The 17,438-nt window shown below is 68.7% G+C and carries 11 protein-coding genes; 4 read left to right on the top strand and 7 right to left on the bottom strand.

Annotated features, from left to right (window positions below; genetic code table 11):
• The first annotated feature begins 70 nt into the window (after positions 1-70).
• The 3 genes from OMP43_RS18895 to OMP43_RS18885 are packed head-to-tail and all read left to right on the top strand — an operon-like array spanning position 71 to position 8,078.
• Positions 71-2,338 (top strand): BamA/TamA family outer membrane protein, encoded by a 2,268-nt coding sequence (locus OMP43_RS18895; RefSeq protein ID WP_280281092.1) that lies wholly within the window; start codon positions 71-73, stop codon positions 2,336-2,338.
• Positions 2,338-6,558, top strand: a complete 4,221-nt coding sequence (locus OMP43_RS18890; protein ID WP_280281091.1) for a translocation/assembly module TamB domain-containing protein — start codon at positions 2,338-2,340, stop codon at positions 6,556-6,558. The genes OMP43_RS18895 and OMP43_RS18890 overlap by 1 nt, the downstream gene beginning before the upstream one ends.
• Before the next feature lie 53 nt (positions 6,559-6,611).
• The gene (locus OMP43_RS18885; protein ID WP_280281090.1) at positions 6,612-8,078 is read left to right on the top strand and encodes an NAD(P)/FAD-dependent oxidoreductase; all 1,467 of its coding nucleotides are present in this window, start codon (positions 6,612-6,614) and stop codon (positions 8,076-8,078) included.
• Here OMP43_RS18885 and OMP43_RS18880 read toward each other — a convergent pair.
• The 7 genes from OMP43_RS18880 to OMP43_RS18850 form a co-directional block, all read right to left on the bottom strand.
• The gene (locus tag OMP43_RS18880; protein ID WP_280281089.1) at positions 8,075-9,328 is read right to left on the bottom strand and encodes an NAD(P)/FAD-dependent oxidoreductase; all 1,254 of its coding nucleotides are present in this window, start codon (positions 9,326-9,328) and stop codon (positions 8,075-8,077) included. The genes OMP43_RS18885 and OMP43_RS18880 overlap by 4 nt on opposite strands.
• Positions 9,286-9,741: a MaoC family dehydratase gene (locus OMP43_RS18875; RefSeq protein ID WP_280281088.1), complete on the bottom strand. Its 456-nt coding sequence runs from the start codon at positions 9,739-9,741 to the stop codon at positions 9,286-9,288. The genes OMP43_RS18880 and OMP43_RS18875 overlap by 43 nt, the downstream gene beginning before the upstream one ends.
• 114 nt (positions 9,742-9,855) lie before the next feature.
• The gene (locus OMP43_RS18870) at positions 9,856-11,727 is read right to left on the bottom strand and encodes a biotin carboxylase N-terminal domain-containing protein (protein WP_280281087.1); all 1,872 of its coding nucleotides are present in this window, start codon (positions 11,725-11,727) and stop codon (positions 9,856-9,858) included.
• A 154-nt stretch (positions 11,728-11,881) separates the two neighbouring features.
• The gene (locus tag OMP43_RS18865; protein ID WP_280281086.1) at positions 11,882-12,205 is read right to left on the bottom strand and encodes a DUF3088 family protein; all 324 of its coding nucleotides are present in this window, start codon (positions 12,203-12,205) and stop codon (positions 11,882-11,884) included.
• Positions 12,202-12,705 carry a hypothetical protein gene (locus OMP43_RS18860; RefSeq protein ID WP_280281085.1) on the bottom strand — a complete coding sequence of 168 codons (504 nt, stop codon included), beginning with the start codon at positions 12,703-12,705 and terminating at the stop codon, positions 12,202-12,204. Before OMP43_RS18860 ends, OMP43_RS18865 begins: the two co-directional genes overlap by 4 nt.
• 54 nt (positions 12,706-12,759) lie before the next feature.
• Complete coding sequence (locus tag OMP43_RS18855; RefSeq protein WP_280281084.1) at positions 12,760-13,557, bottom strand: hypothetical protein; 798 nt, start codon at positions 13,555-13,557, stop codon at positions 12,760-12,762.
• A 40-nt stretch (positions 13,558-13,597) separates the two neighbouring features.
• Entirely contained in the window at positions 13,598-15,199 is a 1,602-nt protein-coding gene (locus OMP43_RS18850) for a carboxyl transferase domain-containing protein (protein ID WP_280281083.1), read from the bottom strand.
• Positions 15,200-15,326: 127 nt separating this feature from the next.
• On the opposite strand from OMP43_RS18850, the gene OMP43_RS18845 reads away from it, so the two are divergent.
• Complete coding sequence (locus tag OMP43_RS18845) at positions 15,327-17,396, top strand: M13 family metallopeptidase (RefSeq protein ID WP_280281082.1); 2,070 nt, start codon at positions 15,327-15,329, stop codon at positions 17,394-17,396.
• Positions 17,397-17,438 lie beyond the last annotated feature (42 nt).

Raw genomic sequence — 17,438 nt, 5'->3', positions numbered from 1 at the left:
TTGGGTCGTTACGCTGGCGAGAGGGCCGGTCTAGGGATGCGGCTCGAAAGGGAGCCAGTTGCGTAGAGGGGTGAAGCGGATTTGGCTGGCGGCGCTCGCCGGCACGGCATGCGTGCCGGGCCTTGCGCATGCGCAGGTCTCGGATCCCAAGCCGGGGCAGGGCGCGCCGCCTTCGGGACCCGCGCCCGCGCCTGCCGCGGCTCCAGCGCCCGCGCAGGACGGCACGGTGCGGGTGGCGCCGGTCGACGAGAGCCCGATCGTTCCCGATGCCCAGTTCGAGGCGGCGATGCCGAAGATCGAGGGCGATATCAACGCGCCGCTGGAGGCGATGCCGTCGCCTACCGGCACACCCACGCCCATGCCGGCGCCCGTCACCCAGGGCCAGGCTGCGCAGCAAGTGCGGCAACAGGCCGAGGAGAGCTTCGCGGCGGCGCCGGCCGAGGATCCCGAATTCGCGCGGCCGCTGCCGCCCCTCGCCGAGTTCAAGGTCGAGCCGCCGGTGGAGGACAAGGTCGCCGACAAGAAATCGGTGACGATCCGCTACACCACGCACGAGGAGGGGCTCTCGGCGGTCGGGCTCGCGGGCCTGTTCGAGAATCTCTCGGCGCTGGAAAATGGCGGCGGGCGCGCGGCGAACACCGCGATGGTCGCGGCGCGCGCGCGGGAGGACGAGCGCCTCGCGATCCGCCTGCTCCAGTCGCGTGGCTATTACGATGCCACCGCGGTCTCGACCGTGGACCAGAACCCGCAGACGCCGGGCACCGTGCGCGCGACGATCAGCGCCACGGCCGGCCCGCTGTATCGCCTGGGCGACGTGAAGGTGGCGAGCGATCCCACCGTGCCGCCCGGGCTGCTACTGCGCGAGCTCAACCTCAATCCCGGCGATCCGATCGAGGCTGAGCGCGTGCAGGGCGCCGAGGCGAACGTCGCGCTGCGGCTGCCGCAACAGGGCTATCCCTTCGTCAAGGTCGGCCAGCGTGACATCCTGCTCGACGAGGAAACCCATATCGGCGACTATACGCTGCCGATCGAGCTGGGGCCCCGCGCGGTGTTCGGCGATATCCGTACCGAGGTTGGGGGCGATTCCGGCGCGCGGCGGGGCGCGGGCGCGAGCCGCAGCGAGCGGCGGCAGGAACGCCGGCGCCGCGTGCGCCAGCCGGCGTTCGATGCCGATCACATCCGGGTGCTGCGCCGCTACAAGCCGGGCGCGCTCTACGATGTCCGCGCCGTCGACGATCTGCGCGAGGCGATGATCGCGACCAGCCTGTTCTCGACCGTCTCGGTCGAGCCGGTGCGCACGGGCGAGGCGGGGCCGGACGGCACCGAAGTGGTCGACCTGCTCGTCCGCCAGAATCCCGGCCGCCCGCGCACGCTGGCGGCGGAGCTGGGCTATTCCACCGGCCAGGGCATCCGGCTCACCGGCAGCTGGACGCATCGCAACCTGTTCCCGCCCGAAGGGGCGCTGATCGTCGCGGGCGTGCTCGGCACGCAGGAACAGGGGCTCAGCACCACCTTCCGCCGCTCGAACGCCGGGCAGCGCGACAAGACCTTCCAGATCGCCGCCGCGCTCAACCACCAGGATTACGACGCCTATGAGAGCTATACCGGCACGCTCTCGTTCCGCTTCTCGCGCGATTCGACGCCGATCTGGCAGAAGCGCTGGATCTATTTCTACGGTGCCGAGCTGGTCGCCGCGAACGAGGACCGCTGGAACTATGCCAGCAACCGGCGCGATCGCGGCACCTGGCTGATCGCGGCGGCGCCGTTGTTCCTGGGCTATGACCGATCCGACAATCTGCTGAACCCGACGCGCGGCTTCCGGATCAAGGCCAATGCCAGCCCGGAGACGTCGGTGCGCGGCGCCGCCCGGCCCTATGCGCGCTTCATGCTCGAGGGCACCTATTACCAGCCGGTCTCCAGCAGCATCGTGATCGCCGCGCGGGCGCGCGCCGGATCGATCATGGGCATCGAGCGCGACGACCTGCCGCCGTCGCGCCGCTATTATGCGGGCGGCGGCGGATCGGTGCGGGGCTTCGGCTATCAGGAGCTCGGGCCCCGCTCGCCCGACGGCAAGCCGGTGGGCGGGCGCAGCTTCAACGAATTCGCGATCGAGGCACGCTATCGCTTCGGCAATTACGGCATCGTGCCCTTCATCGATGCCGGCCAAGTCTATGAGGGCATCTACCCGACGGGCAAGAACATCCGCTTCGGCGCGGGCATCGGCGGGCGGCTCTACACCAATTTCGGCCCGATCCGCGTCGATGTGGCGACGCCGATCAACCGCAAGCCGGGCGAATCCAAGGTCTCGCTCTACATCTCGATCGGGCAGGCCTTCTGATGGCGGAAGAGATTTCCGCGCCGGAGCCCGCGCGCGAGGCCGGGGCGGCCCGCCGGCCCCTGTGGCAGCGCGCGGCGAAATGGGCGGGGATCGTGCTGGCCGGCCTGGCGCTGGCGATCGGTGCGCTGGTGCTGGGGCTCGACACCCAGCCGGGCCGCCGCTTCGTCGCCGACCAGATCGCCGGGATCACCCTGGAATCGGGCCTCAATTTCCGCATCGGCCGGATCGACGGCTCGCTCTACGGCGCGATGATCCTGCGCAACGTGCAGGTGCGCGACACCAAGGGCGTGTTCGCCAGCTCGCGCGAGATCAGGATGGACTGGCGGCCGCTCGCCTATCTGGGCAACCGGGTGGACGTGCGCAGCCTGGTCAGCCCGGAAGTGAAGCTGCTGCGGCTGCCGGCGCTCCAGCCCTCGGGCGATCCCAACGCGCCGCTGCTGCCCGATCTCGCCATCGACGTGGGCAGGCTCGACGTCGCCCGGATCGACATCGCCCGGGAAGTGGACGGCCGCGCGCGCTATCTCGGCCGGCTGGCCGGCAAGGCCCATCTCGCGGACGGGCGCGCGCAGATCGTGCTCGACGGCGGCACGATCGCCGCGCGCGGCGTGCCGGGGGGCGACAGGCTGGCGCTCACGCTCGACGCGACGCCCGCGAAGAACCGGCTGGATATCGACTTGAAGCTCGACGCGCCGGCCAGGGGGCTGGTCGCCGGGCTGGCCGGGCTGGAGGCACCGCTTGGCTTCACGGTGGCGGGCAAGGGGGATTGGGCGCGCTGGCAGGGCAAGGCCCGGGGCACGCTGGGCGGCGCGGCGCTGGCCGATCTCGACCTGATCGCGACCAATGGCCGCTTCCAGCTGCGCGGGCCGCTGCACCCCGGGGTGTGGATGAAGGGGCCGGTCGAGCGGCTGGCGGCGCCGCGGCTCGATCTCGACCTCGACGCGAAATGGGCGGATCGTGCCGCCGACGGCGTGGTCAAGCTGCGCTCCGCCGCGCTGTCGGTAGAGGCGGTCGGCACGGTCGATCTCGGCCATAACCGGTTCCACGACCTCAGGGTCGATGCGATCCTGCTCAAGGCCGGGGCGATCGCGCCGAACCTGGTCGGGCGCGGGGTGCACGCCTCGCTGGCGCTGGACGGCGCGTTCGATCGGCCGGTGGTCGACTACAAGCTTGCCGCGGGCGCGCTCGGCTTTGGCGAGACGGTTGCCGAGAAGCTCTATGCCGAGGGGCGGGCGCGGGTGGACGCGAAGCGCATCCTGGTGCCGATCCGGGCGCGGGCGGCGCGCGTCTCCGGCCTCAACGCGGCGGCTGGGGGGCTGGTCACCAACCTGACCGTCAGCGGCGACCTTGCGATCTCGGGCCAGCAGCTGCTCTCCGACAATCTCCGCATCCGTTCCGACAAGATCGATGCGACTGCGATCGTCGCCGCCGATATCGGCCGCGGGCGCTATACCGGCGCGCTCAAGGGGCGGGTGAACGACTATCGGATCGACGGGGTGGGGGTGGTTGACCTCAAGACCGATGCCGAGCTGTTCGCCGCCCCCGGCGGCGGCTGGGGCATACGCGGCCACATCGCGGGCCAGTCCCGGAAGATCTTCAGCGACGGCGCACGGGAATTCCTGGGCGGCAACGCCGTCGCGTCGGCGCGCCTGGTGCTCGATCCCAAGGGGGTGATCAGCATCAGCGAGGTGAAGATGAAGGCGCCGCAGTTCCGCGTCCTGCGCGGCTCGGGCCGCTATGATCCCGCCGGACCGATCCTGATCGATGCCGATGCGGTTTCCGATCAATATGGCCCGCTCACCGCGCGCGTGACCGGCACGCTGAACGCGCCCGCGATCTTGCTCAAGGCGCCGAAGCCCGGGCTGGGCATCGGACTGGTGGATCTCGAGGCGCGCATCCGCGGGCGCGGCGATGCCTGGGCGGTCGTGGCGAATGGCAATACCGATTATGGGCCGTTCGACGCCGATGTCCTGGTGCGCACCGGCAATCGCCTGGCGATCGACGTCAATTCGGGCCGTTTCGCCGGCATGGACGTCTCCGGCAAGGTCGAGCAGACCGCGGCCGGGCCGTTCGCAGGCGAACTGGCGTTCAACGGGTCGGGCGTGACGGGCCGGGCGACGCTATCGGCGCAAGGCAAGCTGCAGCGCGCCGATGTGAAGGCGACCGCCGCCAACGCGAAGATCCCGGGCGCCGCGGGGCTGACCATCGGCCGCGCGCTGATCGACGGCAGCGTGGTGCTGGCCGATACGCCGGAGATCCATGGCGATGTGCAGGTCGCGAACCTGCGCCAGGGCAATTTCGTGCTCAAGACCGCCCGGGCGAAGATCGCCTATGCCGGCGGCAACGGCACGGCCCAGCTCTTCGCCAATGGCTCCACGGGGGTGCCGTTCCAGGTCGCCGCCAATGCCCGGCTCGCGCCCGACGCCTGGCTGGTGGCGGTGCAGGGGCAGGGGAGCGGCGTGCAGTTCCGCACCGCCCAGCCGGCGCATGTCGCGATCCGCGAGGGCATCTATCACCTGCTTCCCACCAAGGTCGATTTCGACAAGGGCAGCGCGCGGGTGGCGGGCAGCTATGGCAAGGGCATGGTGCTGCAGGCGCGCCTCGACAGCCTGGACCTGGCGGTGGTCAACGCCTTCGTCCCCGATCTCGGCATCGGCGGCACCGCGACGGGCAGCCTTGATTTCGCCCAGACCTCGTTCGAGGCCTTCCCCAGTGCCGATGCGCGGCTCGAGATCGCCGATTTCACCCGCGCCAGCCTGGCCAGCCTCTCGACGCCGGTGCAGGTGAGCTTCGTCGGCAAGCTGCTGCCCGATGGCGGCGACGCGCGGGCGCTGATCCGGCGCGGCAACGCCACGATCGGCCGCGTGGTGGCGACGCTGAGCCCGCTCGGCCCGGAGGCCGGGCCGTGGACCGAACGCATGCTTGCCGCCCCGCTGTCGGGCGGCATCCGCTACAATGGGCCGGCGGCGGTGCCCTTCTCGCTGGCGGGGCTTTCGGGCCAGCAGCTCGACGGGCCGATCGGCATCGCGGCGGATTTCTCGGGCAAGGTCGAGGAGCCCCGGCTCACTGGCGTCGTCCGGGCGACCAACCTCCATTACGAGAATGAGAATTTCGGCACCCGACTCACCGCGATGCAGGTGGACGGCACCTTTTCGAACGACGAGTTCATCCTCAATTCGCTCACCGCCAAGGCGGGGGACGGCACGGTGGCCGCGCAGGGGAGGGTCAGCCTGTCCTCGGCCAACGGCTATCCGATCGCGATCACCGCGGACCTCAACAATGCCCGCCTGGCGCGCAGCGACGCATTGGGGGCGACGGCGACGGGCAAGATCAGCATCACCAAGAATCCCGAGGTCTCGCGGATCGAGGGGCGGCTGACGATCCCGGAGGCGCATTACCAGATCATCCGCCAGGGCGCCGCCGAAGTGCCCGAGCTCACCGGCGTGCGCCGCAAGAGCCCGACCGGCGAGGACCAGGGGCCGGCGCCCGTGATCCGCCGCTCGTTCGGCGATTTCGACCTCAACCTGCGCATCGATGCCGACAACCGGCTGTTCGTCACCGGCATGGGCCTGGAATCGGAATGGCGCACGCAGATCACGGTGCGCGGCACCACGCTGGCGCCCGACATTCGCGGCACGATGGAAATCGTGCGCGGCACCTACAGCTTCGCCAGCCGCCGCTTCGACATCTCGCGCGGCACCATCCGCTTCCAGGGCTCCGCGCTCACCAACCCCTCGGTGGACATTCAGGCGAATACCACCGCGGAGGGCATCACGGCGATCCTCACCGTCTCGGGCACCGCGCAGCAGCCGCAGATCGCGTTCAGCTCCACGCCGGCGCTGCCGCAGGAGGAAGTGCTCTCGCGCCTGTTCTTCGGCACTAATGTGACCAACCTTTCCGCCACCGAGGCGATCCAGCTCGCCGCGGCCCTCCAGTCGCTGAGCGGCACCGGCGGCGGGCTCAATCCGCTCGGCCAGCTCAAATCGGCGACCGGCATCGACCGGCTGCGCATCCTGGGCGCCGACGACGCGACCGGCCGCGGCACGGCGCTGGCGGCGGGCAAATATCTGACCAACGACATCTATGTGGAGATCATCACCGATGCGCGGGGCTTCACCGCCACCCAGATCGAGATATCGCTCAGCCGCACGCTGAGCCTGCTCTCCCAGGCGGGCTCCTTTGGCGGCTCGAGCGTCAGCCTCAAATATTCGCGGGATTATTGAGCCTGTCGATTTCCCTGCTTACAGTGGTGTAAACAGATCGGCGGGAGAGGCGCGTGGCCGAGCATTTCGACGTGGTGATCGTGGGAGCCGGTATTTCCGGCGTGGGTGCGGCATATCATCTCCAGGCGAACAGCCCGGACCGCAGCTATGTGGTGCTCGAGGGCCGCGAGCGGCTGGGCGGCACCTGGGACCTGTTCCGCTATCCGGGCATCCGGTCGGACTCGGACATGTTCACGCTCGGCTTCTCCTTCCGCCCCTGGACCGCGAGCAAGGCGATCGCCGATGGCCCATCGATCCTCAACTATCTGGAGGAAGCGGCCCGGGACTATGGGATCGACGAGCATATCCGCTATTCGACTCGGGTGACCGGAGCGAGCTGGTCGACGGAAGACGCGCTGTGGACCGTCACCGCCGAGCGGGGCGGGGAGGAAGCGAGCTTCACCTGCGCCTTCCTGTTCCTGTGCACCGGCTATTACAACTATGCGCGCGGCCATACCCCCGATTTCGCCGGGACGGCCGACTTCAAGGGGCGGATCGTCCATCCGCAATTCTGGACCGACGACATCGACTATAAGGACAAGCGCGTCGTGGTGATCGGCAGCGGCGCGACGGCGGTGACGCTGGTGCCGGAGCTCGCCAAGCAGGCGGCGCACGTCACCATGCTCCAGCGCTCGCCCACCTACATCGTCTCGCGGCCTTCCCAGGACAAGCTCGCCAACTGGATGCGCGGCTGGATGCCGTCGATGACCGCCTATGGCCTCACGCGCTGGAAGAACGTGCTGCTCCAGCAATTCTTCTTCCGCCTCGCCCGCAAGAACCCCGAAAAGACCCGCGAGCGGATCGTCCAGATGGCCCGGGACGAGCTGGGGCCGGACTATGACGTCGCCACGCATTTCACCCCCCGCTACAATCCCTGGGACCAGCGCGTCTGCCTGGTGCCCGATGCCGACCTGTTCGCTGCGCTGCGCGAGGGCAGGGCCGAAGTGGTGACCGACACGATCGAGCGGTTCACCGAGACCGGGTTGGCGCTCGGCTCGGGCAGGACGCTGGACGCGGACCTGGTCGTCACGGCGACGGGGCTCGAGATCCAGCTGTTCAGTGGCATGCCGATCCGGGTGGACGGCAAGGCCTTCGAGCCCGCCAGGGCAATGACCTACAAGGGCATGATGTTCTCCGACGTGCCCAATTTCGCGATCTCCTTCGGCTATACCAACGCCAGCTGGACGCTGAAGAGCGACCTTACCGCCAACTATGTCACGCGCCTGCTCAACGCGATGCGCAAGCGCCGCATGCGGCAAGTGACGCCCCGCATGGCCGCGCCGGTCGAGGAGGCGCCGTTCCTCGACTTCACGTCCGGCTATGTCCAGCGCGCGGCGGACAAGCTTCCCCGCCAGGGCACGCGCAAGCCGTGGCGGCTCAACCAGAATTATGCCCGTGACGTGATGGCCCTCAAGTTCGGCGGGATCGACCAGGAGATGGAATTCTCCAGTCCCGAACCCGCGAACAAGGCCGCCGCCTAGGGCAGCAACGCCTTCGCCGCCGCGACGCCGCTGCTATAGGCGCCGTGCACGGTGGAGAATTCGCCGTCGCAGCACGCTTCGCCGGCGAAGCGGATGCGCGGGTCCACCGGAGTGCGCAGCACCGCGCGGGCGCCGTGCCGGCCGGGCACGGCGTGGCTGTAGCTGCCGAGGATGTGCGTCTCGCGGCCCCAGGCCGAGCCGGCGATGAAGCGCAGCTTCCCGCGCCAGTCGCTGCCGAGCAGATGGCATAGCTCGCCGATCGCGAAGTCGGCGGCGCCGTTCAGCCCTTCCTTCTCCATCGCCCGCGCCCCTTCGCCGCCGAACATGCACTCGACGAGCGGGCGGCCAAAGGGCCGGAGCGTGTAGCTGCCGGTGCACGCGCTGCGCGGATTGCCGAGCAGATGGGCATTGTCGTCGATCTCCTCGCCGCCCTCCAGCGCGAAGAACAGCTTGTCGGCAAGGCCGAGCGGCAGCTCGGACGCGGCGTGGAAGATCGCGTCATGGCCCGGCACGCGCAGGGCACCGCGCGCCAGGACGTTGGTGGAGACGGTGATGATCGCGGCGTCGGCGGTGATCGTGCCCCGGGGCGTCGCGATGCGGAGTCGCCTGCCGGTGGTGTCGATCGCGCTCGCCGGCGTCGCCAGCGCCACGGGCAGCCCCGCGGCATGGGAGGCGACCAGCGCGCCATAGCCCTGCTCGACTCGCCAGTCCGTGTCGATCGCGGCTTCGTCATAGGCATGCCAGTCGGCGACCGACATCTCGCGCATCGGCGCGCCGTTGATGAAGCCCGAGAGCGCGTCGAACGCGGCGTTCCATTCGCCCGCCGGCGGCAGCAGGTCCGCGGCGCGGTCGCTCGCCGGAGGATCGGCCATCGCCGCCATGCAGGCGTCGAACACTTCCCATAGGCCGGCCTGTTCGGTTCGCGAGAGGCCAAGCTCGCGCCACTGCTCGTCCCAGAGCGGCGGCGCCCGATAGACCGCGAAGCCGCTGGCCTCCGCGATCGCCACCCAGGGGTTCTTGGGCGCCGAATGGAGCCAGCCCGCGCCCAGGTCGATCGGCAGCCCGGCGACATGCACCGTATGAGCGCGCCCGCCGAGCCGGTCCTGCGCCTCGAGCAGCAGCACGTCCCTGCCGGCATCGGCAAGGGTGCGCAGCGCCCCGATACCCGCCGCACCGCCGCCGATCACGACGATGTCGGCATGATCCTTCACGTCGCCGGCCGGCTCTTGAGCAGGGCGGAGCGCAGGCATTCGCAGACGATCTCGTCGCGCTGGTTGCGCATGCGATGCCGCCAGGTGACGATGCCCTGGCCGGGGCGCGACTTGCTGGGGCGGACTTCGGTCACTTCGCTTTCCGCCCGCAACGTGTCGCCGATGAAGACGGGCTTCGGCATGCGCAGCGCGTCATAGCCGAGATTGGCGACCAGCGTGCCCGCCGTGGTGTCGCCCACCGTGATCCCCACCATCAGGCTGAAGGTGAAGGTGCCGTTGACGAGGATCTGGCCGAACTCGCTCGCCCGCGCCGCCTCGGCATCGAGGTGGAGCGGCTGGGTGTTGTGCGTCATCGTCGAGAAGAGGAGATTGTCCGTCTCCGTCACGGTGCGGCGGAGTTCGTGGACGACCATGTCGCCGACCTGCCACGCGTCGAAATATCTGCCTGCCATTCGTTCCGCCTCTTTCTTGGTCATGCTGAACCTGTTTCAGCATCCAAAGCACCACAAGCGATATCGCTCGAGGAGAGTTGGACCCTGAAACAGTTTCAGGGTGACGGATGGGGGTTATTCGGCCCGTTCCACTTTCACCAGCAGCGTGCCTTCGCTCACCTGGCTGCCCTGGACGGCGTTGAGCTCCACGACCGTGCCGTCGAACGGCGCGGTGAGGCCATGTTCCATCTTCATCGCCTCGAGCGTGACGAGGCGCTGGCCCCTGGTGACCGCGTCGCCCGCCGCTACCTCCACGGCGGTGACTCGGCCCGGCATGGGGGCCAGGATCGCGCCGTCGCCGGCAATGCCCGCCGCGCCGCCCTGGTGGCGCGCGAGCGCGATGCCGAAGGTCAGTCCATTCTCGGTGACCAGCGCCACGCCCGGGGCTGCGGTGGACGTATAGACGTCGCCGTCGAAATCATCCGGTGCCGCCACGGCATAGGCCTGGCCGGCGGCAGTCATCCGCACGGTCATGTTCGGAGCGGCGTTGAGGCGGAAGCCGTTCAACCCCTCCCGTTGGCGATCTTCGAACTGGTGGACCAGCTGGACCGCAGCCTGGCGCAGCATCTCGCGGCTCGGCTCGGCGGGCGGGATCAGGTCCTCGGCATGGTCGGCGAGGAACGCCGTCGTCACGTCGCCGTCCTGGAAGACGGGGTGCGTCGCCGCGCGGTGGAGGAAGGCGGCGTTGGACTTGACCGGCCAGACCGCGACGCCCTCGAGCTTCTGGGCCAGCAGGGAAAGCGCGTCTTCGCGCGTGTCGCCATTGGTGATGATCTTGGCGATCATCGGATCGTAGAAGGGCGAGATGACCGAGCCCTGCTCGAACCCGGTCTCGACGCGCACATGATCCTCCGGGAAATGGCACTGTTCGAGCGTGCCGGTCGAGGGAAGGAAGGTGGCGGGATCCTCGGCGTAGAGCCGGGCTTCGAAGGCCCAGCCGCTGATCGCCAGCTCGTCCTGCCGCCTGGGCAGTTCCTCGCCCGAGGCCACGCGCAGCTGCCATTCGACCAGATCCTGGCCGGTGATCTCCTCGGTCACCGGATGCTCGACCTGGAGGCGGGTGTTCATTTCCATGAACCAGATGCGGTCGGCGCGCAGGCCTTCGCTGGCGTCGGCGATGAACTCGATCGTGCCGGCGCCGACATAGTCGACCGCCCTGGCGGCGCGGACGGCCGCGGCGCAGATCGCCTCGCGCGTCTCTTCGTCCATGCCCGGCGCGGGGGCTTCCTCGATCACCTTCTGGTGGCGGCGCTGGAGCGAGCAGTCGCGCTCGAACAGGTGGACGACATTGCCGTGCGTGTCGCCGAACACCTGCACTTCGATGTGGCGGGGCGAGAGGATATATTTCTCGAGCAGCACCCGCTCGTCGCCGAACGAACTGGCGGCCTCGCGCTGGCAGGAGGCCAGCGCGTCGGGAAAGCCCTCCGGCGCCTCGACCAGGCGCATGCCCTTGCCGCCGCCGCCGGCCACCGCCTTGATCAGCACGGGATAGCCGATCGCGTCCGCCTCCGCCTGCAAGCGATCGGGCGACTGGTCCTCGCCGAGATAGCCGGGAGTGACGGGCACGCCGGCGGCGATCATCCGCGCCTTGGCGGCATCCTTCAGGCCCATGGCGCGGATGCTGTCCGGCCGGGGGCCGACCCAGACCAGGCCGGCGGCGATCACCGCCTCGGCGAAATCGGCATTCTCCGAAAGGAAGCCATAGCCGGGATGGATCGCCTCGGCACCGGCCTGCTTCGCGGCGGCGATGATCCTTTCGCCGACCAGATAGCTCTCGCGGGCGGGAGAGGCACCGATATGCACGGCCGCATCGGCCTGGCGCACGTGCAGTGCCCTGGCGTCGGCATCCGAATAGACCGCGACGGTGCGGATGCCCATGGCGCGCGCGGTACGGATGATGCGGCAGGCGATCTCGCCGCGATTGGCGATGAGCAGGGACTGGATCATCGGGCGGCCTCGCGGAAGTTTACGAAGTTTAGGCTATGGAACCTCCGAATCCCCGCCTCGAGCGCCGGCCGCGAAGACCGGAGAATGGCGAGGCGAAGGCTGCGCTGCATCGTTGCCGGTGGAAACACGCGAAATCCTATCTGGGAAGCGGAAATCACGGATGCCGCTCCGGAAAGCCGTGCCGCTCGGCCAGGGCCGCGAGCAGTGCCTCGATCTCGTTGACGAAGCCGGCGCTGCCGTCCTCCCGCGTCCAGGCGAGCGCGGGAAGATTCTGGTTCTCCGCACCGATCGCCGCCACCACCGCGGCGCGCGGGCGCGGCCAGGCGACGCGGACCACTTCGATATCGGCGGCGCGCTCCGGGAAGGTGGCGAGCAGGCCTTCGATGATCATGCAGTCCCGGCAATAGAAGACCCGTTGGCCGCCAAGGGCGGGATCGGCGAATTCGTGCTCGAGCAGGAAGAGCGTGTCGCGGCTCATCGCGCGGCGCAACCGGTGGTGCGCTGCGACCAGGTGACGTTGAGCACCTTCCACGACGCATTCTCGCGGACCAGGTCGAAATGGTTGATCCCGCAATGATGGGCCTTGCCGTCGATCAGGAAGACATAGGGCGCCCAGACCATGGCGATGTCGCCGTCCACTTCGATCGCCGGCAGCGAGCTGCGCTCCTCGAGCTTCTCGGATCCCGGCTTGATCCCGGCGGCGAACTCGGCCCAGCTGAGATGGCGGATGACGCGGCTGCCGTCGGGCTTCTCGATCGCGACAGTGGCGCCGCCCTCGGGCCGGGTCTGGGCGAGGACCGCGGCGCCGTCCCGCGCGGCCAGGCCGGCGAACATGGCGTTGATCGGAGTCATCACGGCCGCGGCCTCGGCATCCTCATAGGGCAGCGGGTTGGCCGGGGGCAGCCTGGGCGTGGGCGTGGTCTGGGCAAGTGCCGGGAGCGGGGCGAGGAGGGCGAGGGCTGCGAAGAGAGGTTTCATGGCGGATCCTTCGAGGCTCCCTCGCGCAGGTTACGCGAGGGAGCAGGTGCATGGTCAATGTCGCGTTTGCGCGGCCGGCTCGGGGCAGGGATAGCTCGACCGGATCGGATCGAGCACGGTCAGAACCGGCGGGTCGCGCCATTGCGACGCCTTGTTGCGCAGATGATCCGAAACCTTGTTCAGCACGCCATATTCCTGCGGCGTCAGTGCCTGATCCCCGCTGCCGAGCTGCAGGCCGCATGCCTCGCGAAGCTCCACCAGCTTGGCGGCGCCGGTAAGCGCGACGCTGGAAAGCTCGCGGGCACCGGCCACTTCTTCCGGGAGCGGTTCGAACGGCCAGAGCAGGAGGTTCTTGATCATGCCGCGTCGCCCGCTTGCCCAGGACTCGTAGTGGAGCACCTTGGCGAGCGCATTGGCCCGCTGCTCCAGTCCGGCGCGGGTCTCGAGCGGCGCCGTCACCGGAGTCAGGTTATACTGACGCAAGCCGAAATAGCCGGCGACGAGAAGGACCACGAGCACCACGCCGCCAAGGCCTACCAGGCGCTTCTGGGCGGCGCGCTGCCAGGGCGATGGACCTGCCACCTCCTCGATCTGGTTCAACAGATCGTAGCGTATTCTGTCGTAGGTCGAATGAAGCTCGGCGGCGGAGAGCGCGGAAATCTCGTCCAGGTCGTCGTTGACCGCACGCGTCGCCGCATCGGCGGATCTCCGCTCCGCGACCAGCTGTTCGACGAAGCTGCCGATCGCCGCCCGATAGCGGCCTTCGGTCTCGTCACGCCGTGCGTGATCGCCGGGATCGGTGCCCTCGAGTTCGAGCGCCAGGTTCATGATGGGTGCATAGTCTCGCTGCAAATTCGCCTCCCCCCGTTAGCGATTTCAGTGTTGCATGAATTCACATCCGGAACACGCCGAAGGCCGGGCGCTCCGGAATCGGCGCGTTCAGCGTCGCGGCGAGCGCGATGCCGAGCACGTCGCGCGTCTGGGCCGGATCGATGATGCCGTCGTCCCACAGGCGCGCGGTGGCGTGCCACGGATTGCCCTCATCCTCATAGCGCTGGCGGATCGGCGCCTTGAAGGCCTCGGTTTCCTCCGGCGTCCATTTCTCGGCGTCGCGGTGGACGGTGGCGAGCACCGATGCGGCCTGCTCGCCACCCATCACCGAGATGCGGCTGTTGGGCCAGGTGAACAGGAAGCGGGGCGAATAGGCCCTGCCGCACATGCCGTAATTGCCGGCGCCGAAGCTGCCGCCGATCAGCACGGTGATCTTGGGCACCGTGGCGGTAGCGACGGCGGTGACCAGCTTCGCGCCATGTTTCGCAATGCCTTCCGCCTCATATTTGCCACCGACCATGAAGCCGGAGATGTTCTGGAGGAAGAGCAGCGGGATGCGGCGCTGGCAGGCCAGCTCGATGAAGTGCGCACCCTTCTGCGCGCTCTCGCTGAACAGCACGCCATTATTGGCGATGATGCCCACTGGCATGCCCCAGATATGCGCGAAGCCGCAGACCAGCGAGGTGCCGTAGAGCGATTTGAACTCGTGGAATTCGCTGCCGTCGGTGATGCGGGCGATGACCTCGTGCACATCATAGGGCGCGCGGACGTCCTCGGGGACGATGCCGTACAGCTCTTCCGCGTCATATTTCGGCGCGCGCGGATCGAGCAGCGCGATATCGGGCGTGCGATCGGCGGGCAGGTGGCTGACGATGTCGCGGACGATGGTCAGCGCATGTTCGTCATTCTCGGCGAGGTGATCGACCACGCCTGACTTGCGCGCATGGAGGTCGCCGCCGCCCAGGTCTTCCGCCGAGATGACTTCGCCCGTGGCGGCCTTCACCAGCGGCGGGCCGGCGAGGAAGATCGTGCCCTGCTCGCGGACGATCACCGTCTCGTCGGACATGGCGGGGACATAGGCGCCGCCGGCCGTGCAGCTGCCCATCACGCAGGCGATCTGCGGGATGCCCTTGGCCGACATGTTGGCCTGGTTGAAGAAGATGCGGCCGAAATGGTCGCGATCGGGGAAGACCTCGGCCTGGTGGGGCAGGTTGGCGCCGCCCGAATCGACCAGGTAGATGCAGGGCAGGCGGTTCTGCTCGGCGATCTCCTGGGCACGGAGATGCTTCTTCACCGTCATCGGATAATAGGTGCCGCCCTTCACCGTCGCATCGTTGCAGACGATCATCACGGTGCGCCCGGAGACCCGGCCGATGCCGGCGATCATGCCGGCACCGGGAACCTCGCCCTCGTACATGTCGCAGGCGGCGAGCTGGCCGATCTCGAGAAAGGGGGCGCCGGGATCGAGCAGCCGCTCCACGCGCTCGCGCGGGAGCAGCTTGCCGCGGCCGGCATGGCGTTCACGGGCGGCTTCGCTGCCGCCGAGCGCCGCCCGGGCGACATCGGCGCGAAGCCGCTCCGCCAAGGCGCGATTGTGCGCGGCACGGGCGCGGAAATCCGCGCTGTCCGCCGCAACCCTCGAATCGAGCACCGGGGCGCTCATAGATAGGGCATCCTTCCTGTCCTAGTTTTCCCTTCCCTACACTGGCCGGGCGGGCATGGGAAGGTGCTGGCGCAAAGCAGCGCGCAGGAGTAGCGCTCTTGTCATACAGTAATACGGGAGAGTCGGCTTGAAGACTTACACGCTCCTCGTCGCGGCATTGCTCGCGACCACCGCCTGCACCCCCTCGGGCCCCGGTACCGGCACGACCGCCGCGGCCGGCACCGGCGTCGGCGTCGACCTGGTCGGGCTCGACAAGCAGGTGAAGCCGGGTGACGATTTCGAGGAATATGCCAATGGCGGCTGGCGCGCGAAGACCGAGATTCCGGCCGATCGCGTCATCACCGGCATGTTCCTCGACGTGTTCAACAAGGCCGAGGCGAACAACAAGGCGATCATCGACGCCGCGCTGAAGGCCGATGCCGCCACCGGCACCGATCAGCGGCGGATCGCCGACTGGTACAAGGCCTATACCGACACCGCCGGGATCGAGGCGCGCGGGCTGATGCCGCTCAAGCCCGTGCTGGACGCCATCGCCGCGCTGAAGGACAAGCATGCGCTCTCGGCGATGCTGGGCGGCAATATCCGCGCCGATGTCGATCCGCTCAACGCGACCAATTTCCACACCGAGAACCTGTTCGGCCTGTGGGTGAGCCAGGCGCTCGACAAGCCCGACCAGGCCGTGCCCTATGTGCTGCAGGGCGGCCTCGGGCTCGAGGATCGCGACTATTATCTCTCGAAGACCGAGGCGATGGCCAAGGCGCGCGACGGCTACAAGGCCTATCTGCTCAAGGTCTTCACGCTGGCGGGCATGAGCGATCCGGCGGCGCGCGCCGCGCGGGTCTTCGACCTCGAGACCAAGATCGCCACCGCGCATACCGACATCGTCGCCAGCCAGGACGTGCAGAAGGCCGACAATTGGTGGAAAAAGGCCGATTTCGCGGCCAAGGCGCCGGGGATCGACTGGGACGGCTTCTGGAACGCCGCCGGGCTGGGCGGGCAGCAGGAGTTCATCGTCTGGCATCCGGCCACCACGGCGAAGCTCGCCAAGCTGGTCGAGAGCGAGCCGATCGAGGCCTGGCAGGACTGGCTGGCCTTCCACCAGATCAACCAGGTGACCGCGGCGCTGCCGGCGAAGTTCGACCAGGCGAGCTTCGACTTCTTCTCGAAGCAGCTGCGCGGCCAGCAGGCGATGCGCCCGCGCGAGAAGCGCGCCATCGCCAGCGTCAACAACAATCTGGGCGACGCGGTCGGCCAGCTTTATGTGAAGGACTATTTCCCGGCCTCGTCCAAGGCCGACATCCAGAACATGGTGGCGAACATCAAGGCGGCGTTCGACAAGCGCGTCGCCGGCCTCAGCTGGATGGACGAGGCGACCAAGGCCGAGGCGCGCAAGAAGATCGAGACGATGCGCGTCGGCGTCGGCTATCCGGAGGCGTGGCGCGACTATGCCTCGCTCGAGGTGAAGGCGGACGACCCGGTCGGCAACCTGCAGCGCGCCGAGAAGGCCGAGACGCGGCACCAGCTCGCCAAGATCGGCAAGCCGGTCGACAAGGGCGAATGGTGGATGACGCCGCAGACGGTGAATGCCGTGAACCTGCCGCTGCAGAACGCGCTCAACTTCCCGGCGGCGATCCTGCAGGCGCCCTTCTACGATCCCAAATCCGACGCGGCGGCCAATTACGGCTCGATCGGCGCGACGATCGGCCATGAGATCAGCCACAGCTTCGACAATACGGGGTCGAGCTTCGACAGCGCCGGCAAGCTGCGCAACTGGTGGACGCCGGAGGACCTGAAGCACTTCCAGGAAGCCAGCGCGGCGCTGGCGGCGCAGTACAGCGCCTATGAGGTGCTGCCGGGCCTGTTCCTCAACGGCAAGCAGGTGCTGGCGGAGAACATCGCCGACGTGGCGGGGCTGACCGCGTCCTACGAGGCCTATCATGCCTCGCTCAAGGGCAAGGAGGCGCCGGTGATCAACGGGCTGACCGGCGACCAGCGCTTCTTCCTCGCTTATGCCCAGAGCTGGCGCGAGAAGCAGCGCCAGGAGGCGTTGCGCGCCGAAGTGGCGACCGACCCGCACGCGCCGGGCCGCTGGCGCGCCTTCACCGTGCGCAACCTCGACGCATGGTATCCGGCGTTCAACGTGCAGCCGGGCGAGAAGCTGTACCTTGCGCCCGACAAGCGCGTGAAGATCTGGTAGTTCCCGCGACCTCCCCGGGCCTGGCCCCGGGGAGGTTCACCG

The sequence above is a fragment of the Sphingomonas sp. CBMAI 2297 genome (assembly GCF_029870595.1).
GTDB lineage: Bacteria > Pseudomonadota > Alphaproteobacteria > Sphingomonadales > Sphingomonadaceae > Sphingomonas.
This window is presented reverse-complemented; position numbering and strand designations above follow the sequence as displayed.